Genomic DNA, 20,671 nt, shown 5'->3' with positions numbered 1-20,671 from the left:
TAATTGACCCCTTTCCATCTACCTATTTTATCACGAAAACGGGTTATGTGCTCTTTGCATTTACAATTTGATTGGACGGAATTTGCGAGTATCCGATTCCAAGTAAAATAAACAAAATTCCAAGCCACTGCCAATAGGACACAGATTCCTGTAATACTAAAATCGACATGACGACTACGGTAGGAAGTTCTGCAGAGCTTATAATAGGTCCAAGACCTCGTTCGAGTTTTGGCATACCAATCGCAAATAGGAAAGTAGGCAATACAATTCCGAAAAAGCCTAGTGCAAGGGAATACCAAAGCCAAGTAGTAGATACTCCGTCAATTGTAAAAAGAGTGTTAGGGAAGACGAGAAGTGTGACTAGTAAAGCCCCGCAAATCATATAAAAGCTCCTTTCGACCGAAGGAATGAAAATAGCTACTTTTCCGCTGAAAAAAATAAATAATGAAAAGGAGATGGCCGCACAAAATCCAAGAGTCACTCCCATTGGTGTTAGATGCTGTATTTCAGTCCCGGTAACACCCGCTGCAAAAACCGTTCCAACTAACAGAATTAGGACAGCAATCACCGTTTTTCGAGTAGGTAGTTTAGAAGTGGCTATACATTCAATGATGATGCCGATCCAAGTGAACTGAAATAATAAAATAATCGCAATCGAAGCGGGAAGGGTTTGCAAGGATAAATAATAGAAAATACCTGTTGAGCTAATCGTTGTCCCAACGACCATTAGTGATAAAACTGTTTTCCGTGGTCTTCGTTTAGGACGTTGACTAAAAAAAATTAAAAGAAATAGGGTCCACCCTATAACGAATTGACCAACTAAAACCTCATTTGGTGAAATTCCAGCGTCATAAGACAACTTTACAAAGGTAGACAATAAACCGTAACTAATCGCACCACATAAAACGACTAATGAGTAATAGAACATATGCCACTCCTGTGTTGTTCTAGTTTTTTAACCTTTTTTACTATATCACATTCCTTTATCTGTAGATATTTTAAACGATTGAAGGTAGAGTGAGTGTTTTTTCTTCAAATAATTACATTGTAATTTTTGCTTGGGGTACTCATGAAAAGAAATGTTATACATAAATTGGTAAGAGTGAGATTATTCCTAAGGAGGAGAAATAATGCAAATACATGTAGTGCAGCCAGGTGAGTCCGTATTTGGGATTGCACAAGCCTATCAGTCATCCGTACAGGACATTGTTGATGCAAATCAGCTTCCTGTCCCAGAACAACTAGTTGTCGGTCAGTCATTGATTATTCCGATTGTAGGACGGTTTTATTGGATACAACCTGGGGATTCGTTGTATAGCATCGGTCAGCGCTATGGGATTGATTGGCAAACTCTTGCTCAAGTCAACCAACTTGATGTAAATCAACCGCTTCAAGTCGGTCTTCGACTGTATATTCCACCAAGACCAAAACGAACGGCCGAAGTAAATGCTTATATTGAACCTAGAGGAGATACGGTAAGTCCAGCGCTTTTAGAAGAAGCAAGAGCAGTTGCTCCTTACTTAACCTACCTGGCGCCGTTTAGTTATGAGGCACGAAGGGATGGTACTTTAGTTCCTCAGCCGCTCACAGGAATTCCGGAAATCGCTCAACAAACTGACGTTGCTTTAATGATGGTTGTGACCAATTTAGAAGAAGGGCAGTTTAGTGCAGAGCTTGGGCGTGATATTTTGCAAAGTGAAGCGGTTCAGGATTTATTATTAGATAATGTATTAGCAGAAGCGAGAAGAGTTGGATTTAGCGACATTCATTTTGATTTTGAGTTTTTGCGTCCTGAAGATAGAACCGCATATAATAATTTTTTACGTAAAGCAGCAACTCGAATTCGAGCAGAAGGCTTATTGATTTCAAGTGCCCTCGCTCCAAAGACAAGAGCTGACCAACCAGGTCCATGGTATGAAGCGCATGACTACCGAACGCATGGAGAGATCGTTGATTTTGTAGTAATCATGACATATGAGTGGGGCTATAGTGGAGGTCCGCCAATGGCTGTGTCACCAATCGGTCCTGTCGAAGAAGTTCTTCAATATGCATTAACGGAAATTCCAGCATCAAAAATCATGATGGGTCAAAATCTTTATGGCTATGATTGGACCTTGCCATTTGTTGCAGGTGGAGAGTATGCAAGAGCGGTAAGCCCTCAACAAGCTATTGAACTTGCTCGTACTTATAATGTTCCGATTCAATATGATTTCACGGCTCAAGCTCCGCACTTTGATTATGTAGATGAACAAGGAAGAGAGCATAAAGTATGGTTTGAAGATGCGAGATCAATTCAAGCAAAGTTTGATTTGATGAATCGACTCGAGCTTCGCGGAATTAGTTATTGGAAGCTCGGACTTTCGTTCCCGCAAAACTGGTTATTGATTGCTGAGAATTTTAATGTTGTAAAAAGGTAAATAGTAAGGAGGTCACTGTAAAAGTTAAAAACCGAACTTTTTCAGTGACCTTGATAGCAGGTTCCTTTTGCTAAGTATTCTTTGCAATTAGGGTGTAATGGAGTTTAGAAACGACACTGGATGTGTGGCTAGATATTACCATGGCTTATGTGGAATAACAATTCTCCATAATACCATACTATAACTAATCCACGCAAAAGCGAGGTGATAGACAATGGCTAGCACAAACAAACTTCTAGTTCCTGGTGTAGAGCAAGCATTAGAGCAAATGAAGTATGAAATCGCTCAAGAGTTTGGCGTGAACATTGGAGCTGATTCAACAGCACGCTCTAACGGTTCTGTTGGTGGAGAGATTACTAAGCGCCTTGTCCAACAAGCTGAACAAACAAAATTCTAAAAACTTAACAAATGGCTTTTCAGACGCGTAGACTTGCCTCTACGCGTTTTCTTATTGTGGTCAATGATAAGAGGACCCTGTGAATTTTTACAGAGCCCTGCAAAGTGGTTTTATGATTTACGAATACCCAGCTTGGTGTAATTTATCTGCAATGATTTGGTACCCTTTCCCATTTGGATGAATCCCACCAAAAGATAATACAGATTTTCCATATAAAGTGAATTCAGGGTAAATATCTATAAACTGAACCGGACCTTGTGAAAATCTTGTAAGCATTTGATTGGACATTCTTACCCAATAATCTGTGTAGGGGGAGGAAGGATACGGATTGTAAAAACCAATCAACCGAACAATATAATAAGGGTCATTTGCTTTTATCGCATGAATTTCTGAGATAATTAAAGAAATGTTTTTTTGTAATGTGCTTAGAGCATAAAGAACGTAACTTCTGTCATTTGTTTTTTTATACAATCGATAGGCTTGCAATAAATCATTTCCACCGGCTGTAATGGTGATAACCGAAGCTTCGTGAATTGCTTTTTTAATCTCGGGTTGAGCTAGACTTCTTAACACTTGTCCTGAGGTTATCCGTGATTTTGCGAAAACAGTGGGGAATACAGGTCTTTTGAACATCCGTTCGATATAGTGACGATAACGAAAAACATAACCGCTTGAAAAATAAGCCCCTACCCCTTCTGTTAAAGAATCACCAAGTGCTACATAACGGATTGGGTTTATAGGCATTTGTAACACTCCTTAGTGCATAAAAGCTTACATTGTATCCTATGCGCAACTGTGTACAACGGTTACAACTAACCAATGACAATTTATTTTTAAAAATGATAATAAAAATGTAACATACTCCATTGATAAGTTGGTTATCTTAACTTTGTAATTCAATCACATCACTTATTAGGAGGAATTCAACATGTATCAACAAAACCAAAACAATCAAATGGGTAGCACACAAATGCAACACCAAATCGGTGGACAAATGGGTAGTACACAGATGCACTCTACAATGGGATCAATGGGTATGGGAAGCCAAATCCAACAATCTTTCCAACAAATGCAGCAAATGGAGCAACAAAATGCATCTCAACTTCGTCAAATTGCTAACCAAATTCAACAAATTAGCCAACACGAATCTCAAGCAACTCGTCAAATCCAACAAATGCAACAAATGTGCAATCAACTAATCCAAGAAAACCAACGTTTACAACAACAAATGTCAATGCACCAACAAACGATGCAACATACCATGACAACATCTCCACAATCGCAATACCAAGGTTCTCACATTCAACAACCAAGCCACCAATCTACAAGTCAGTTTCAATAAAAAGTAAATCGGGGAGGTTACTATGCAACAAAACATCGCTGCACATGAATTTTTAGAAACACAAGAGGCACTTCGTTCAAAAGCAGCTCAAGTTGAAATGTATGGTGCTCTGATGGGTATGGTCCAGGACCAACAACTCAAGAACATTTTGCAAAATCAACAAGCTCGCACTCAACAATCCTTCCAACAAGGTCTTTCATTGTTACAAGGTCAGGGTGTAAATACAATGAATATCCCAATGCCGCAAATGCATGTGGAGTATCAGCCGACAGTTGGTATTCAGCCAAGCCAAATGAAGATGGCTATGCCAAACCCTAATGCGTCACAAATGTCTGAAATGACAATTTGTACATTGGTGCTAAACCAACATAAGATGGGTTCTGCTGTTGCGATGCTTTGGGCTGGGGAGTGTGTCAATCCACAGATCCGTTCGTTCCACGTACAAGGGGCGAATACTTGCCAAGAGATGGCATATGAAATATGGCAGTATATGAATCATAGAGGTTATTATCAAGCTCCACAATTTCCTGAACAAACAATGAATACGATGATGCAAATGTATTCTCCGATGAGTACTCATCAAATGATTCCAACGAATAGTCAACCAAATACGTTGCATACAATGTAAGAGAAAAAGGATGTATCTCTCACTTTTGCGAGGATACATCCTTCTATTAAAATCTAGGTGATTTGTCAAGAGTTTTTTTTGCGAAAGTGTAAAAAGTGAAATGTTGGTTTGTCAAGGTTTTTGGATTTTTAATATTTTTATCCGTCATATTTTGTTCACCATTTCATGGAAATAAAGGTGCTATAATAAATTCATAGAAAAGAAAGCGAGGGATGATGACATGATACTTTGCGAATGGAAAAACTTTTCTACCGATACTGAAACATACACACAAGATGTTTTTGAAGAATTAGTAGAAGATGAGTTTGAAGCTATGATGTTTGAAGAAGGCACTGACTTTCCTGCTTACATCTGGACAGTTAATTATGTCTGTCTCATCAAGAAAAACACGAGAATGATAAGCGACATCCAAATTACAAAGATTCACCGAAACCCCGTTTGTCAATAAAGTTTTACTTTATTAACAATACATGCTCAATGTTTCACAAAGTTTTAGATAAAGAAATAGGAGGGATTGAAATGGCGTTATCAGAAAAAGATGTAAAAAAACAAAAAGATGTTACGCAAATGATTGACAATTTAGTGTCAAATGCACAAAAGGCACTAAAGGAGTTCTTGGATTTCGACCAAGAGAGAATTGACAATATTGTGAAGGAAATGGCATTAGCGGGCCTTGACCAACACATGCCCCTCGCTCGTCTAGCGGTAGATGAAACTAAGCGAGGAGTATATGAAGACAAAATCATTAAAAACATATTCGCAACGGAATACGTTTATCACAATATTAAATATAACAAAACCGTTGGAATTATTCAAGAAAATGAGCATGAAGGTATGATTGAAATTGCTGAACCAGTTGGAGTTGTTGCAGGGGTTACTCCAGTAACGAACCCAACATCAACAACAATGTTTAAAGCTTTAATTGCGATTAAAACACGTAACCCAATTATTTTTGCTTTCCATCCATCTGCTCAAAAATGTAGTAGTGAAGCAGCTCGAATTGTTAGAGATGCAGCGTTCTTAGCAGGTGCACCTGAACATTGTGTTCAATGGATTGAAGCTCCTTCTATTGAAGCGACTCAACAACTTATGAACCATCCAGGTGTCGCATTAGTTCTTGCAACTGGTGGAGCAGGAATGGTGAAATCTGCTTACAGCACAGGGAAGCCAGCTCTTGGAGTAGGTCCAGGGAACGTTCCTTGTTATATTGAAAAAACAGCTAATGTCAAACGAGCTGTAAATGACCTTATTTTATCTAAAACTTTCGATAACGGAATGATTTGTGCTTCTGAACAAGCCGTTATAGTGGATAAAGAGATTTATAAAGATGTGAAACAAGAAATGATTGATAACAACTGCCACTTCTTGACAGTTGCAGAGAAAAAGAAAGTCGAAAAGCTAGTTATTAACGAAAATACATGCGCAGTTAACCCGAATATCGTGGGGATGCCAGCGTTTGAAATTGCAAAAATGGCAGGAGTTACGGTAGCTGAAGATACAAAAATTCTAGTTGCTGAGTTACTTACTGTTGGACCAGAAGAGCCACTTTCTCGTGAAAAACTAAGCCCTGTTCTTGCAGCATTTAAAGTGAATAGTACAGAAGAAGGTTTAGAGCGAGCAGAGCAAATGCTTGAGTTTGGTGGTTTAGGTCACTCTGCAGTTCTTCATACTGACGACCAAAACATCATGATTGAATTTGGTAAACGTATGAAAGCGGGACGACTAATTACAAATGCGCCATCTTCTCAAGGTGCCATTGGTGATATCTATAACGCTTATATTCCTAGCTTAACGCTTGGTTGTGGTTCTTACGGTAAAAACTCTGTATCTAACAATGTAGGTACAGCAAATCTATTAAATATTAAGAGACTATCTAGAAGGAATGTTAATATGCAGTGGTTTAAAGTTCCGCCAAAAATTTATTTTGAAAAGCATTCTACACAATACCTAGCAAAAATGCCGAACATCTCTAGAGCAATTATCATTACAGACCCTGGTATGGTGAAGCTCGGATATGTTGACAAAGTCCTTTATTATTTAAGAAAACGACCTGACTATGTACATTGCGAAATCTTCTCTGATGTAGAGCCAGATCCATCTATCGAAACCGTTATGAAAGGTGCCGAAATGATGAGAAACTTTGAGCCAGATGTAGTTATCGCTCTTGGTGGAGGATCTGCGATGGATGCGGCGAAAGGAATGTGGTTGTTCTATGAGCACCCAGATACTGAGTTCACAGGTCTTAAGCAAAAGTTCTTAGACATTCGTAAGCGTGTCTTTAAATATCCGAAGCTTGGGGAAAAAGCACAATTTGTTGCGATTCCAACGACGTCTGGAACAGGTTCTGAAGTAACTTCTTTCTCTGTTATTACAGATAAGCAAAATAATGTGAAATATCCTTTAGCAGACTATGAGTTAACTCCAGACGTAGCTATCATTGACCCGCAATTTGTCATGACAGTTCCTCCTTCTGTAACAGCAGATACAGGAATGGACGTTCTGACACATGCACTTGAGGCGTATGTTTCAATCATGGCGAACGACTACACGGATGGTCTAGCGATGAAAGCCATCCAATTAGTATTCGAATATTTACCTCGGGCATACCGAAACGGAAACGATGAAGTAGCGCGTGAAAAAATGCATAATGCTTCTACCATTGCAGGAATGGCGTTTGCAAATGCATTCTTAGGAATTAACCATAGTTTAGCGCATAAATTAGGAGCGGAATTCCACATTCCACACGGTCGCGCAAACACAATTTTAATGCCGCATGTCGTTCGATACAATGCAACGAAACCTAAGAAATTTACGGCATTCCCGAAATACGAGCATTTTATTGCCGACAAACGTTATGCAGAAATTGCAAAAACACTAGGTCTACCAGCTAAAACTACCGAAGAAGGGGTAGAAAGCTTAATTCAAGCCATTATCAAAATGGCAAAAGAAATTGGAATTGAAATGAGCATCGCTGGTCAAGGTGTAGATGCAGCAGCATTTGAAGCAAAAGTACCACAACTCGCTGACCGTGCGTTTGAAGACCAATGTACAACAGCAAATCCAAAGCTTCCTTTAGTCAAAGAGCTAGAAGAGATTTACCGTCAAGCCTACAAAGGAGTATAAAGTTCTTTGAGAAAGGACCACATTCAATGGAGTGTGGTTCTTTTTTTTGTTGGGCTGGTATGGTTAAAAAGAGCCAATCAGGATTTTGGGAAGCCATGGTTGTTCGTTTAGGGTGTAAACGACTGGAGGTGAGCGTGGGGGAAGGATGAGGGGCGTTCATTGAGGGAATGAACGCCCTTTGAGTATCAGGAGAAAGAGGAAAGGTCATTCATCGGGGTTATGAACGACTAAAGAGGAGCGGGAGAAAGAGGAAAGGTCGTTCATCTTGGTTATGAACGCCGTTTGAGTAGCAGGAGAAAGAGGAAAGGTCGTTCATCTTGGTTATGAACGCCCTTTGAGTATCAGGAGAAAGAGGAAAGGTCATTCATCGGGGTTATGAACGACTAAAGAGGAGCGGGAGAAGGAGGAAAGGTCGTTCATCGGGGTTATGAACGACTAAAGAGGAGCGAGAGAAAGAGGAAAGGTAGTTCATCGTGGTTATGAACGACTTAAGAGTAGCGTGAGGAAGAAGAAAAGTCCGAGCAAAGCAGTTGCAAGTCCAAAAGGAAGCCGCGAAAGAAGAGAAGAGTCCGAGCAAAGAAGTTGCAAAGTCAAAAGGCTTCCACCGGAGAAAAGAAAAGTCCGAGCAGACCGCTTGCAAGGCCAAAAGGATTCCGCTGGAGAAGAAAATAGTCCGAGCAGAGCATGGCTAAATAGTTGTTTTCCCCTCAGTGTTAAACTTAAGCGATTGATTGGTACTTAACGTTAATCATTAGTTTTCATCTCTAGGACACAATAAGGAGGAAGGGAGGCTACTCATATGAATATTATGGACAATATGGATGCAGCGCGTTTTAAATCAAAGAATACGCGTAATCCAAGTGAGCACCAGAAAAAGTCAAAGCAAGAAGATAAGATGCCGACCGTTCTTAAGAATTTAAAAAATGGCTCTTAATAGAAAACGAGGATGACAGAGACGTCATCCTCGCTTATTTTTTACTTTTCGACTTCGTATCCAGCTTCCTTCCAAGCGTTCGTTCCACCTTCGATAAATGAAACATCAGTGAAGCCCATTTGCTTTAGAAGATAAGCGCCAAGTGCAGCTTGTCCCCCAGCACCACAAGTGATGATAACAGGACGGTTTCTGTCTGCCAATTCTGGCTCACGGAAGCTTTCTGGTAATTCAAGGTCAGCACGGATTGGTAACATTCCTAAAGAAATGTTCATGCTGCTTGGGATAAGACCACAAGCACCTGCTGCTGCCGCGTCTTGAACGTCAATGACTAACGTATTAGGGTTTGCATTGATTTTTTCACGTGCATCTGCAGAAGAAATTGCAGGAACATTCTCGCGAGCTTGTCCAACCATTTGTTTAAAAGTAATTGCCATTTGTAAAACCTCCTCAGGATTTAGTTCCATATGTACTGGGTAAACTTGGAACATACTTTTCTATCGTATACTATTTCCAACAAGATATTCTACATTCCTGCTCAAATTCACAAAAAAAAAATAATCCTAAAAAAGAAGATGCCCCCCAAAGGGACACCTTCTAGCTAAATTGAACTGTTTGCTACGTGAATTTCATTATTAATTAATGTAATCGAAATATGCTTAACCTGTTCTTCATTAATAATAAATTCAGTGATTTCATCCTCGATTTTATCCTGTATGACGCGACGCATAGGGCGGGCACCAAATTCAGGGTCATAGCCTAATTTGGCCAAATGCGCTTTAGCTTCATCAGTAATAGACAAGGTGATGTCTTGCTCTTGTAGACGTTCTTGTAAGTCGGAAAGCATAACATCGACAATTTTAAGTAAGTCTTCTTTGGATAATTGGTTAAATTCAATGACAACATCTAGTCTGTTTAAAAATTCTGGCTTGAAGAAAGATCCTAACGATTGCATGACACTTCCAGTTTGAGTTTCTTTTCCGAACCCTACGGTGATGTTTTTATAGCCAACACCTGCATTGGATGTCATAATAATTATCGTTTCTTTAAAAGTGACAACACGCCCCTGGCTATCTGAAAGACGCCCGTCTTCAAGGATTTGTAAAAACATATGATGTACATCAGGATGAGCTTTTTCAACTTCATCTAACAAGATGATGCTGTATGGATTGCGACGAACTTTTTCAGTTAGTTGTCCACCTTCATCGTAACCAACATAGCCTGGAGGCGAGCCAATTAATTTGGAAACGGAGTGTTTCTCCATAAATTCACTCATATCTAAGCGGATCATTGCATCCTTGTTGCCGAAAAGTTCTTCAGCTAAGCTTTTCGTTAACTCGGTTTTTCCGACTCCAGTTGGGCCCACAAACATAAAGCTGATTGGTCTTTGTTTAGGTTTTAAACCAGCGCGACTACGTTTAATCGCTTTTGACACTTTCTCAACAGCTTGGTGCTGACCTATAACTTTTTTCATTAAGTTTTGCTGTAGGTCTTTCAGTTTTGCTTGTTCTGATTTTTGAAGTTTTTTCACAGGAATTCCTGTACGTTTTTCAATTAACTCTTGAATGTTTTGAACGGTCACATCGATGATTGATTCATTTGTTTTCTCATGTAATTGTGCGAATATCTCATTTTCTTCATCTCGTAGCAAAGCTGCTTTTTCATAGTCTTCTTCGATTGTCGCAGTTTGTTTTTCAGTTTTAATCTCTTCTAAGCGGTGTTCTAGTTCCGCTGTTGTTGAATGGACATGATGAATTGATAATTTAGCACCGACTTCATCAACTAAATCAATCGCTTTATCTGGTAAATAGCGGTCTTGAATATAGCGGTGTGATAATGTAACACACGCTTCTAGCACGTCATCTGAGTAGCGAACATTGTGGTATTGTTCGTATATCGGACGCAATCCTTTCAAAATGTCTATCGCTTTTTCTACGGTTGGTTCTTTTACGATAACAGGCTGGAAGCGACGTTCTAACGCAGGGTCTTTTTCAATCAAACGGTATTCCTTAAGCGTTGTTGCACCAATCAGTTGTAATTCTCCTCGAGCAAGGGCTGGCTTTAGGATATTCCCCGCATCCATAGAACCATCTGATGCACTGCCTGCACCAACGATCGTATGAATTTCATCGATAAATATAATAATGTTTGGATTCTGTTCAAGTTCAGAAACAAGTTCTTTCATTCTTTCCTCAAACTGCCCACGGTAGCTTGTACCTGCAACAAGAGATGATAAATCTAGACTGTACACTTGTTTATTTTTCATTTTTGTTGGGACTTGTCCGTTTGCGATTCGTAGCGCAAAGCCTTCAGCGATCGCTGTTTTTCCAACACCAGCCTCTCCTATGAGAACAGGATTGTTTTTGCTTCGTCGGCAAAGCACTTCGATCATTCGTTCAATTTCTTCCTCACGACCGATGACTTTGTCTATTTTTCCTAGTTTTGCTTCAGCTGTTAAGTTCCTTCCAAAATGGTCAAGAAAGCCGCCACCATGTTGATGTTGAGGAGTGGCTTTGACGTTTTTAGGTGCATTTTGAGCAAATCCTTGAACATTAAATTGCTGTAGGAAGTCCTCGATAGAAGTGCTAAACCCATTTGGTTGTTTTATGTTGCTAAAGCACGGAGAACAAAGGTGTAGACTCGTTTGCTGTTGATTAAGAATAAGGTTCATACTTACTGTAGCCGACTGTGTTTGACATAATTGACATTTCATTTTTTTCACTCCTTCATTTTGACTTTGACTATATTTGACCTTTTGTGTAAAAGGAAATCCATCCCTGCAAAATTGGATGGATATGATTATAGTTTGATTATATCTGACCTTTTCTGACCTTTCAACTATTTTTACTTTTTACAACGGAAAACCCTGTAACCAAGGGTATCCGAAAATTGTTCAAGTAGCTTATGGTGTTCCTCCCAATAATGAAAAAGTTGAGCATCTATGTGAGGAGAAGGATTTAATTCAGGGAGTCCTTGCAAATTATTTGCGGCTTTTAAGGTCTGACTTTCAAGCATTTCTATAGATGAAAAACCAATAGATTTGAAGACAGTCATCCAATCCTCTTCCGTATAAATCTTTTGTACGCCGTAAAAATCAGCCAGTTTTCTTTGAGAATGAAAGGGGAGAGCCGTATTAGCGGTCATTTCAATTAAAAGTAATACACCATTAGGTTGAAGAACGCGAAAATACTCGGAACAAGAACGCTCCACTTCGGTAAAGGCTGTCACAGATTCACTTAACAAAAAATCAAACTGGTTATCTTCAAAAGGTAAGTTTTCAGCAGAGGATTCGTACAAATGGATGGGAAGGTTTTCAATTTCTGCTCTGTGGTTTGCTTTTTCAATCATAACTGGGTGTCGGTCAATTGCACTTACTTCGCAATTAAAAGTGGATGCTACATATGCTGAAGTTTGCCCAGTGCCACAGCCTATATCTAGGACTTTTGTTGTTGGAGAAAGATGTTCATTCTCTAGCAATTTTTTCGTTAAAGGAAATCCACCAGGATGTGCACCACCGAGTCCATAGTAAGCTAAAAAATCAAGATAATCCAAATTTTTAACTCCTTTCCTTATATCGCATAAATAAGTACTACATTATATGTAAAACCTATGATTACGTTAAGAATCTGATTTTGGAGGTACGAACATGGATGCTACTTTAGGATATTTACGTGAATCGTTAGCCAATTATTATGAAAAGCATGAAGTCTGCCGAAGAATATATGAAAAACTTGAAACGAACAATTATGAAGGCGAATTACAGTTTGTACGAGACCTTGATGAGGTAGAAATCGGGTACTTAAATTCAATCTTGCCTAAGGAAATAAATTACGCAACTAAAGAACAAGACCCGATAAGAACTTCTCAATTGGTTGAGGTGTATGAGCTTTTATTTTAAAAACAAAGGAGAACATACTACTATGCCTGTAACGACGAAAAAAGACAGAGACGAAAATATAGAAGTACCGATTACGGACCTTCAGGGAGAGGAAGACTTAAGAAACGTATCGTTTGCTCCTGGAGAAAATGAATACTTAAAAACTGATGGTGAATAAGAAGAACACATTGGTTTTCTGAAAGGACGTGTAATTTACGTTGCCTAAAAAAAAGAATACGGGAATGACAATCGTCGCGATAGGGTCAATACCATTGATTATGACGTTAGGGAATTCTATGCTCATTCCGATTTTGCCGAAGATGCAATCTGAACTTGGGTTAACGCATTTTCAGGTGAGTTTAACCATTACTGTGTTTTCTATTGCTGCAGCCATTTCAATCCCGATTTTAGGGTATTTGTCTGACCGATTTTCTCGAAAAGCAATTATTTTACCTGCATTGTTTTTGTATGGACTTGGTGGACTATTAGCCGGTTTTGCTGCTGCTCGTTTTGATAGTGCCTACCTTTGGGTTATTATCGGCAGGACATTGCAAGGAATTGGTGCAGCAGGTACCGCTCCAATAGCAATGGCGCTGACCGGAGATTTATTTAAAGGCGGGGAACAGAGTAGAGTCCTTGGTTTAGTAGAAGCTTCGAATGGATTTGGGAAAGTATTATCTCCCATTGTCGGTTCCCTACTCGCACTCATTGTCTGGTATGCTCCATTTTTTGCGTTCCCACTATTTTGTATCATTTCAATCTTATTAACGTGGATATTTGTAAAGGAAAAGTTAAAAACGGTCTCTCCACCACCGATTGGAAAGTATGTAAAAGGATTATTTTCTGTGTTTCATCAAGAGGGAAGATGGCTTTTTACAGCTTATTTAGCGGGAGCGACATGTTTGTTTACCCTTTTTGGTATTTTATTTTATTTATCTGATGTCCTCGAAACACAGTATAAAATTGATGGTGTCCCCAAAGGGCTCATCCTAGCAATTCCCTTGCTGTTTATGATGACGACTTCTTATATTACAGGAAGTAAAATCGGAAAAAATCATCCATTGATGAAAAAATTAATCGTGCTTGGATTATTGTTAATGACAATTTCTTTTGCAACACTTGTCTTTTTTTCAAAATTATTTCCGTTCATCGCAGTCTTAGTTGTTAGTAGCGTTGGTACAGGATTAGTTCTTCCTTGCTTAAACAGTTTTATCACCGGTTCCGTTGGGAAGGCGAGAAGGGGATTTGTGACCTCGCTTTATGGGTCTGTTCGCTTTCTCGGTGTTGCAGCGGGACCACCAATTTACGGGTACTTAATGGGATGGTCACGTACAGGAATGTTTTTAACAACCGCCGGTTTAACCTTGCTCGTTGCCATACTTTGCTTAATTACGATTCATGCAAAAAAGAAAAAAACACCAGAAGAATCAGGTGAAGATTCATTATTTAAGAAACTACAAATATCAACTGAATGATCAGGAGGGTCTACATTGCAAATTTATTTTTCACCAGAATTTATTAAACAGGACGCACAAGTACTTAATGTGGTCACCCAAGAAAATAAAGCAGTTGGGTACCTAGCCTTTTTATTAGAGGAAAAGAAAATGTATGTCTACGGGCAGTTAGAAGAAGGCGGCGTAGAAGAAGATTTTAAAGATTTAATTGACCCTTATTTAAAAGGATTAACTAAGTTAAAGCCTGACTTAGAGGTAATGAGTTATATCTCGGTAGGTGGAAGGAAAATTGAGTTGAATTCTGGAGAAGAGGAATAGTAATAATAGTCATGAGGGTTATTGAATGCCCTTATGACTGTTTATTTTTTTCTCCAACCTATTGAGACCGTATTTGGAACTATTTTTAGGTGGTAGATGAAATCGACTACTTTTGTGGATAACCATTGTGAAACAAGAGCAAGAAACACAATACTCCAATCAATAACAAAAGCAGTGACCAAGAAAATCGAGCCATTCATCAAAAACAACGGCTTCCCTGGAGGTATGCTTCGATATGTCGCAAATAAAAGCGCAAGCACACCCATCCCGCCATTTGACACTCCTTGGCGAAGTAAAATTCCAACTCCGACCCCAAGTAGAATGGACCCAATAATTAAATCAATCCATAAATAATCCGATGGCCTGTACATATCAATGTTAAAAAAATAGATCGTTAAAGAAGCCACCGTAATACCATACATTGTCCCAATGGCACACCCATTTCCGAGCCATTTAATCGCAACAACAAGCATTGAAAAATTAACTAGCCACAAGGCAAAACCGATTGGAATGCTCAGTATAAAATTAATAAGGACGGCAAGGCCACCTGCTCCTCCAGATGGAATTGAATGAGGAAAAAGAAAGATGGCCATTGCAAATCCTTGAATAATCCCACCACAAGTAATGAACATGTATTGTTTAAATATGCCACTCTTCATCGACACTCTTCTCCAATGATCAGATTGTATAGCCTGTCTATTCATTGTATGGGACAAGAGCCAACGTTATGAAAGAAAAAAACATTCCAAACAATTGCGTGGAATGCAGAAAATAGGATTAAACTTTCATCTATATGACAGCCTAATAGACCATAGAATCATCATTGTAATATTTAAACTCTAGCAAATTGTTAGAAGGGTCGACCAAAAAGAACGTCATGTGCTCTTCTTGTTTTCCTTCAAAGCGAACCATTGGTTTTTGGAAAAAAGGAAGTTCTTTCTGTTGTGCTTCTTCTAATAGCGCGGTAAACTCATCTTTATTTGTAAATGTAATTCCGTAATGACGAGGATACATCGAAGGCTTTTCATCAATTTTATCAGGGTTTAAGTGACAGACAAGTTGGTCGCCGAAAAAGTCAAATGTCACTCTGTCTGCATACCGTCGAGCTAATCGACAACCAAGTGTTTGATAAAATTCGGCTGTTTCATCTAAATCTCTGCACGGTACCGCTAAATGGAATACTTTATTCGTTTCTCTCATCAGTTATCACACCTTACGTAAATAAATTAAATGTGTCGGACCTTAGTCCAAGCCTTAACGTTTCTAAAGGGATCGGGTCTTGAAATGAAATGTTGGCTAAGTTCACGTCAGGACCAATGCGTTCGATAAACGTCGTTTGCATGTGCTTTGTCGGGGCTTCAAAAATGATATCAGTGACATCCAGAGGAGAAGCAAGGATATCATCAATTAAATCAAAGCGCATATCACCATTTTTATCACAAACTCCACTCGTTCCACTTTCGCGAGCTTCTGTGATGACTTTTGTAGCACCAGCCTCTAAATCTTCTTGAAGATATTCAACCCATTCCGAAGAATTTTGTTTACTCGAGGCTAAGCTATCTTTCGAGCCGACCTCGCTAAAAATAAGAAACTCATCTGAAAAATCGGAAATATACTGTGCTTTTTCTTTGTTCGTAATCGGCAATGTTCCGTTTGATATTTCGATATATTTACATTTATGTCCCTTGCAAAATTGATAAAAACCATCGACTTTGTCTTGGCTAAGAAACTTTTCAAATAAAGTACCACCAAAAAAGTATTCGATGCGATGTTGCTGCAAACAGTCTATTTTTTCCGATAGTCCTTTCGTAATTAAAGAAGTGCCCCACCCAAATTTAACAAAGTCGATAAGGTCGCCTGAACTTTCAATCGTATCTTTAAAAAACGAAAGGGGTACACCGTTGTCAATGACGACCGTGATGCCGTTTTTCCTAGGTTTAACCTCCCGAAATGGGAGGGATAGTATAGAAAAGCTCATATGTTTACCCTCTCAATCTTTGGAATTCCATGCCATTGGTTTACTTTCATCACAAACTCACTCGGCGGTTCCTTGATGCAGTAGGAGATGTCATTTTCATTAAATTCAGGTTTTGTCTTATCAAAAAACTTCGCAGCCACAATTGATGATTGAATTCTTGCTTTTACGTCCTCTGAATCGATTGACTCATGTCCTTCAATAATAGACTTCATATATTGAGCACAGGCAAGGTCGTCATCACCTGTTGGATGAGAAGCAATAATATTTATGTGTTGGCCGAGTTGGTGCTGACGGATATAGGTAGCGGTCGTTTTCGCATTTGAAAAGCCTGTTACAAACACATGATTTGCATCCAAAGCGTGTAAGGTTGCTTCTACGCCATTGGTTGTTTTCTGGATGAGAGTTTTGTTTTGCAAATTATGATTTGTTAGTAGGTAGGGCGAGTTCTCTAAATCAAAGCCTTCAATCGCTATACCGTTCACCTCCCCAGCAAGAAGGAACTTCGGATGTTCATTTCGTAATTGAAAAGCTTCTTCTACTGTTCCAACGAGTAAAATGTCTTTAGCTCCGTAAATAAAGGCATAGTGAGCTACAGTAAATGCTCGGATGACATCAATGATAATGTTGACATCACTTTTTTCTAAATCATGGTGATGACCTTGATAAATTGTAGTCATTTTACTCTCCTTTACAATAAATTCCGCTAGTGCCGTCAAAAAAAGTATATTCACCTATTGCATAGAACGTACGTAGGCAAACAACTATTTATAAATATTGGAAATTCAGATAAGAATAGTATGATTTTATTATTTTTAGTTATACTACACTACTACGATTAGGAAGATAGGAGGATTTTATGAAACAGAAACAAGAAATTGCTGTAATTACAGGTGGAGGTTCTGGTATCGGTAAGGCCGCAGCTATTCGATTAGCGAAAGAAGGTAAAACAGTTTGTATAATGGATTTAAAAGAAGAACGTGCCGAAAAAGTAAAAGAAGAAATCGAAGACAATGGGGGACAAGCTCAAGTATATGATGTTGATGTCAAAGATGAAAAGCGAATTCAAGATAGCTTTAAGGCGATTGAGCAAGAGTTTGACGGTCAAATTGATACCGTTTTTATTAATGCTGGCATTAACGGAACATGGACAGCTATTGAAGACATGAAAGTCGATGACTGGGATGCCACTTTAGAAACAAACCTTCGAAGCACATTTTTATTTGTGAAACATTCGATTCCATACATGAAAGAAAAGGGTGGAAGCATTATCATTACCAGCTCGATTAACGGAAACAGGATGTTTTCGAACATCGGCATGTCTGCATACAGCACCTCAAAGGCTGGTCAAGTCGCTTTTATGAAAATGGCTGCCCTTGAGCTTGCGCGGTATAAAATCCGAGTTAATGCCATTTGCCCGGGAGCGATTAAAACAAACATTGGAGAAAACACGCACCCAGAGCCTGAATTAGAAAAAGTGAAAATTCCAGTAGAATATCCTGAAGGAAGTCAACCACTTGAACATAAACCAGGGTCACCCGACCAAGTGGCTGACTTAGTTTATTTCTTAGCCTCTGATTTATCCAGCCACATCACAGGAACTGAAATCTTTATTGACGGGGCAGAGTCTCTGTTGTAAACGGCGTTTTCATGAATAAATTGAGGTTTTTCATGAATTATTAGCAATTTTTCTTGAATTATCCTCTGTTTTTCATGAATTCGTTAATAAAAAGGACTGAAACTAGGGAATTGACCCTAGTTTCAGTCGAAGCTAACTCAAGGAAGGGCAGTTGCTTCTAGAAAAGACGGACATTACCGTCTTTTTTAGAGCTTGTCCTAGTTCATCGGCACTTGGCGCGTGATTTTTCCGTCAATTCGCTCGAAAATATCTTCTAATGACGTACCTGTAATCGTCAAGCCGTGATTTTTCAGCCCAATCACCGCTTGTGCTGGATTTTCTTCCTCACGTACAAGGTCAGCCACCGTTTTTGCGAGCTCCACTGTTCCACATGGGTAATTAATCTCCGTTGCTTTAATACCGTCCATCCAAGCGTGGATGTGAACAATCGCTCCGACGTCTGGATGCTCTTTATATATCATCCAATGCTCAATCGCATCAACAGAGGCCCGTTTTGGCGACACCTCAGGGGGAACGCTGACTTCGATTTTATTTTGGTCCGAATTATATCCTTTAATATAAAGGATATCTTGTCCAATTGTTTTCATGTTTCCTTTATCAATGCCGCTAGCACTCATCCAGAACTTGTCCTCTTCGCGGCGTGCACTTAAGTTGCCGTAACTTAATCCGCCTATTCCATATAATTTATGGACATGGCGCATATCACGAGGTGTTAAATACTCATCAATTGGAAACGGAGCAGGGAGGAGATTCATCTCATCCAACTTTTTTCCGGATTGACTTAACTGACTTGTCACTTGATCGCCTTGCCATAGTGGCTCTGGTAAGTCAAATTGAAAGTCATTATTTATGACAAGCTGAGAGAGGGCTAGAGGCTCTAATCGCTCATATATTCGTTGGAAGAGCACTCCTTCATCATCTCCAGCTTTATATTTTATTTGGTAATTTCCTTGCTCAGGCGTTAAAAACGTATAGGTTGTCACCCCTTCATGATGGTTAATATACATCAAATGATTCGATAACGAACGAATCAGATAAGGGTATGCTTCTTTAAAAATGTTATCCACTTTTCCTTCGGTTTCAAGGATGGAGACGACAAAAGTTGCTTGGGCTTTTCGTCGGAATGGGCGACAATTCTCGGTATCCACGAAGTTAAAGACGAGTTTAATATCGTCCCTAGTATCTCCGCAAAATTCAAAACCATTGTTAATGAATGTTTCCTTCATTCCGATGCGAAGCCAGTTCATAAATGACGTAGATGTTGTTCCATGTACAGTAAATGTTTTCATACGTAAAAATTCCTCCTTGATTGCAGTGTTTACGCTTGATGGTCAAATACAACTTTTATGACAGAATCTCTACTTTTATTGGAAGCGGTGTGAATCGCTTCCCTGTAATGGTCTAGCGGGAAACGGTGGGTAACCATAGGCGATAAATCAACCTTTCTTTCCCGCATTAACTCAATCGCAATTTCTAACGTTCTCATCGTCTTGCCTTTATATTGACCTGTGCTATAGGCAAAGCTTCCTTTAATTTCAAGTTCATTCATCCAGACATTTGTCCAATCGATGCCATCGATAATACTACCAAGACCAAGAAGAACGACTTTGCCACCACTATGAGTGAAGCGCAGGGCATCATTTATACTTTTCTTTTTCCCAACACATTCATAAACGATATCAGCACCACCTTCAATGACCGCATCGCCAAACACTGGGTTCAACACGTTGGCACCAAAAAGGTTAGCTGTCTCCTGTTCATAGCCCTTCGATAAATAAACGACATGGTCGGCACCAAAGTGGGTCGCTAATTTTCCTTGAAACGGATGCTTCACAAGCACAGTGATTTCACAATTAATCTCAAGCGCTCGTAAGGCAGCGACAACGGATATTCCGATGACACCGGCACCAATCACAAGCACTTTATCCTTTGCAGAAGGTGGATTTCTGAGCACCGCATGAAGAGCACAGCTAAACGGTTCAACGAGAACCCCATTCAAATCATCAACTTCGTCAGGTAAAGGCAACACCTGACTTTTATGAGCGACAAGGACAGGGCCCCAACTTCCACCCGTATCTTTGCATGTGCCAATGAGTAAGCCAGGAGACACATCACCCTCTGTTTTTTTACTACAAAGACTGTAATCGCCTCTGGCACAAGCTGAACATGGGGGAGTAATGCCACGACTCATACAAGAAAGCACAGGGTCAATGACAACTCGTGATCCCTTTTCTATGCCGGACACATTCGTACCAGCTTCAACCACTCTTCCAACAATTTCATGTCCAACTGTAAAAGGAAAAGAAGTAAAAGGTGAAGCTGCCGGGCTGTCATGCAAATAAATTAAGTTCAAGTCACTCCCGCATATCCCACCGTACGTGACTCCGATTTTCACCCAATCGTTGTTAGGTAACTGGGGTTCTTCTACCTCACGAAGTCGAAGGCAAGAGAGCTTTGGATGCACATGCATAGACGGTTTCATCCGACCGGCTACTTTGCTAAACACATAGCGGGGGATACTATAATCAAATTGAACGGATTTCATGAAAACCACCTCCAAAGGAAAGCTT

The 20,671-nt window shown here is 39.5% G+C and carries 23 protein-coding genes; 12 read left to right on the top strand and 11 right to left on the bottom strand.

Annotation, left to right across the window (positions count from 1 at the left end; all coding sequences use genetic code 11):
- Positions 1-43 precede the first annotated feature (43 nt).
- Positions 44-928 carry an EamA family transporter gene (locus BK585_RS13655; RefSeq protein ID WP_078554000.1) on the bottom strand — a complete coding sequence of 295 codons (885 nt, stop codon included), beginning with the start codon at positions 926-928 and terminating at the stop codon, positions 44-46.
- Positions 929-1,130: 202 nt separating this feature from the next.
- Here BK585_RS13655 and BK585_RS13650 point away from each other — a divergent pair, with 202 nt between their 5' ends.
- Both BK585_RS13650 and BK585_RS13645 read left to right on the top strand, forming a co-directional pair.
- A complete protein-coding gene (locus BK585_RS13650; protein WP_078553998.1) occupies positions 1,131-2,417 on the top strand; it encodes a glycoside hydrolase family 18 protein in 1,287 nt (428 codons plus the stop codon).
- Between the two features lie 214 nt (positions 2,418-2,631).
- Positions 2,632-2,814 carry an alpha/beta-type small acid-soluble spore protein gene (locus BK585_RS13645; protein ID WP_078553996.1) on the top strand — a complete coding sequence of 61 codons (183 nt, stop codon included), beginning with the start codon at positions 2,632-2,634 and terminating at the stop codon, positions 2,812-2,814.
- A gap of 117 nt (positions 2,815-2,931) precedes the next feature.
- Here BK585_RS13645 and BK585_RS13640 read toward each other — a convergent pair whose 3' ends face one another.
- On the bottom strand, positions 2,932-3,558 hold the full coding sequence (locus BK585_RS13640; protein WP_078553994.1) for a GDSL-type esterase/lipase family protein: 627 nt from the start codon (positions 3,556-3,558) through the stop codon (positions 2,932-2,934).
- A 184-nt stretch (positions 3,559-3,742) separates the two neighbouring features.
- On the opposite strand from BK585_RS13640, the gene BK585_RS13635 reads away from it, so the two are divergent.
- The 5 genes from BK585_RS13635 to BK585_RS24630 all read left to right on the top strand — a co-directional run bounded on the left by BK585_RS13635 (position 3,743) and on the right by BK585_RS24630 (position 8,841).
- Positions 3,743-4,156, top strand: a complete 414-nt coding sequence (locus BK585_RS13635; RefSeq protein WP_078553992.1) for a hypothetical protein — start codon at positions 3,743-3,745, stop codon at positions 4,154-4,156.
- Between the two features lie 22 nt (positions 4,157-4,178).
- Positions 4,179-4,784 carry a spore coat protein gene (locus BK585_RS13630; RefSeq protein WP_078553990.1) on the top strand — a complete coding sequence of 202 codons (606 nt, stop codon included), beginning with the start codon at positions 4,179-4,181 and terminating at the stop codon, positions 4,782-4,784.
- Between the two features lie 220 nt (positions 4,785-5,004).
- The gene (locus tag BK585_RS13625; RefSeq protein ID WP_078553989.1) at positions 5,005-5,232 is read left to right on the top strand and encodes a hypothetical protein; all 228 of its coding nucleotides are present in this window, start codon (positions 5,005-5,007) and stop codon (positions 5,230-5,232) included.
- A gap of 71 nt (positions 5,233-5,303) precedes the next feature.
- Positions 5,304-7,907 carry a bifunctional acetaldehyde-CoA/alcohol dehydrogenase gene (adhE, locus tag BK585_RS13620; protein WP_078553988.1) on the top strand — a complete coding sequence of 868 codons (2,604 nt, stop codon included), beginning with the start codon at positions 5,304-5,306 and terminating at the stop codon, positions 7,905-7,907.
- A 799-nt stretch (positions 7,908-8,706) separates the two neighbouring features.
- Positions 8,707-8,841: a hypothetical protein gene (locus BK585_RS24630; protein ID WP_281248912.1), complete on the top strand. Its 135-nt coding sequence runs from the start codon at positions 8,707-8,709 to the stop codon at positions 8,839-8,841.
- A 41-nt stretch (positions 8,842-8,882) separates the two neighbouring features.
- Here the strand turns inward: BK585_RS24630 and BK585_RS13615 are convergent, their stop codons facing one another.
- The 3 genes from BK585_RS13615 to BK585_RS13605 all read right to left on the bottom strand — a co-directional run bounded on the left by BK585_RS13615 (position 8,883) and on the right by BK585_RS13605 (position 12,390).
- Positions 8,883-9,275 carry a rhodanese-like domain-containing protein gene (locus BK585_RS13615; protein ID WP_078553987.1) on the bottom strand — a complete coding sequence of 131 codons (393 nt, stop codon included), beginning with the start codon at positions 9,273-9,275 and terminating at the stop codon, positions 8,883-8,885.
- A gap of 164 nt (positions 9,276-9,439) precedes the next feature.
- The gene (locus BK585_RS13610; RefSeq protein WP_078553986.1) at positions 9,440-11,551 is read right to left on the bottom strand and encodes an ATP-dependent Clp protease ATP-binding subunit; all 2,112 of its coding nucleotides are present in this window, start codon (positions 11,549-11,551) and stop codon (positions 9,440-9,442) included.
- Between the two features lie 131 nt (positions 11,552-11,682).
- Positions 11,683-12,390 (bottom strand): class I SAM-dependent methyltransferase, encoded by a 708-nt coding sequence (locus BK585_RS13605; RefSeq protein ID WP_170885587.1) that lies wholly within the window; start codon positions 12,388-12,390, stop codon positions 11,683-11,685.
- A 94-nt stretch (positions 12,391-12,484) separates the two neighbouring features.
- On the opposite strand from BK585_RS13605, the gene BK585_RS13600 reads away from it, so the two are divergent.
- The 4 genes from BK585_RS13600 to BK585_RS13590 all read left to right on the top strand — a co-directional run bounded on the left by BK585_RS13600 (position 12,485) and on the right by BK585_RS13590 (position 14,487).
- Entirely contained in the window at positions 12,485-12,736 is a 252-nt protein-coding gene (locus BK585_RS13600; protein ID WP_078553984.1) for a sigma-G-dependent sporulation-specific acid-soluble spore protein CsgA, read from the top strand.
- Positions 12,737-12,758: 22 nt separating this feature from the next.
- Positions 12,759-12,893, top strand: coding sequence for a hypothetical protein (locus BK585_RS24625; protein ID WP_281248911.1), 135 nt, complete (start codon positions 12,759-12,761; stop codon positions 12,891-12,893).
- Positions 12,894-12,957: 64 nt separating this feature from the next.
- Entirely contained in the window at positions 12,958-14,190 is a 1,233-nt protein-coding gene (locus tag BK585_RS13595; RefSeq protein ID WP_139367670.1) for an MFS transporter, read from the top strand.
- Positions 14,191-14,205: 15 nt separating this feature from the next.
- Entirely contained in the window at positions 14,206-14,487 is a 282-nt protein-coding gene (locus BK585_RS13590) for a hypothetical protein (RefSeq protein ID WP_078553982.1), read from the top strand.
- Between the two features lie 41 nt (positions 14,488-14,528).
- On the opposite strand, the gene BK585_RS13585 is transcribed toward BK585_RS13590, so the two are convergent.
- From BK585_RS13585 to BK585_RS13570, 4 genes are all read right to left on the bottom strand, one after another.
- Entirely contained in the window at positions 14,529-15,146 is a 618-nt protein-coding gene (locus BK585_RS13585) for a YitT family protein (RefSeq protein ID WP_078553981.1), read from the bottom strand.
- Between the two features lie 142 nt (positions 15,147-15,288).
- Positions 15,289-15,687, bottom strand: coding sequence for a VOC family protein (locus tag BK585_RS13580; protein ID WP_078553980.1), 399 nt, complete (start codon positions 15,685-15,687; stop codon positions 15,289-15,291).
- A 13-nt stretch (positions 15,688-15,700) separates the two neighbouring features.
- Positions 15,701-16,465 (bottom strand): phosphosulfolactate synthase, encoded by a 765-nt coding sequence (locus BK585_RS13575; RefSeq protein WP_078553979.1) that lies wholly within the window; start codon positions 16,463-16,465, stop codon positions 15,701-15,703.
- Entirely contained in the window at positions 16,462-17,142 is a 681-nt protein-coding gene (locus tag BK585_RS13570) for a 2-phosphosulfolactate phosphatase (RefSeq protein WP_078553978.1), read from the bottom strand. Before BK585_RS13570 ends, BK585_RS13575 begins: the two co-directional genes overlap by 4 nt.
- A 179-nt stretch (positions 17,143-17,321) precedes the next feature.
- Here BK585_RS13570 and BK585_RS13565 point away from each other — a divergent pair, with 179 nt between their 5' ends.
- Positions 17,322-18,101, top strand: coding sequence for an SDR family oxidoreductase (locus BK585_RS13565; protein WP_078553976.1), 780 nt, complete (start codon positions 17,322-17,324; stop codon positions 18,099-18,101).
- 197 nt (positions 18,102-18,298) lie between these two features.
- Here BK585_RS13565 and BK585_RS13560 read toward each other — a convergent pair whose 3' ends face one another.
- Both BK585_RS13560 and BK585_RS13555 read right to left on the bottom strand, forming a co-directional pair.
- Entirely contained in the window at positions 18,299-19,390 is a 1,092-nt protein-coding gene (locus BK585_RS13560) for a class II aldolase/adducin family protein (protein WP_078553974.1), read from the bottom strand.
- Positions 19,391-19,419: 29 nt separating this feature from the next.
- Positions 19,420-20,646: a zinc-dependent alcohol dehydrogenase gene (locus BK585_RS13555; RefSeq protein ID WP_078553973.1), complete on the bottom strand. Its 1,227-nt coding sequence runs from the start codon at positions 20,644-20,646 to the stop codon at positions 19,420-19,422.
- Positions 20,647-20,671: the final 25 nt, after the last annotated feature.

The sequence above is a fragment of the Bacillus alkalicellulosilyticus genome (genome assembly GCF_002019795.1).
GTDB lineage: Bacteria > Bacillota > Bacilli > Bacillales > Bacillaceae_F > Bacillus_AO > Bacillus_AO alkalicellulosilyticum.
Note: the sequence above shows the minus strand (reverse complement) of the source record. Positions and strands in the feature narration are given on the sequence as shown.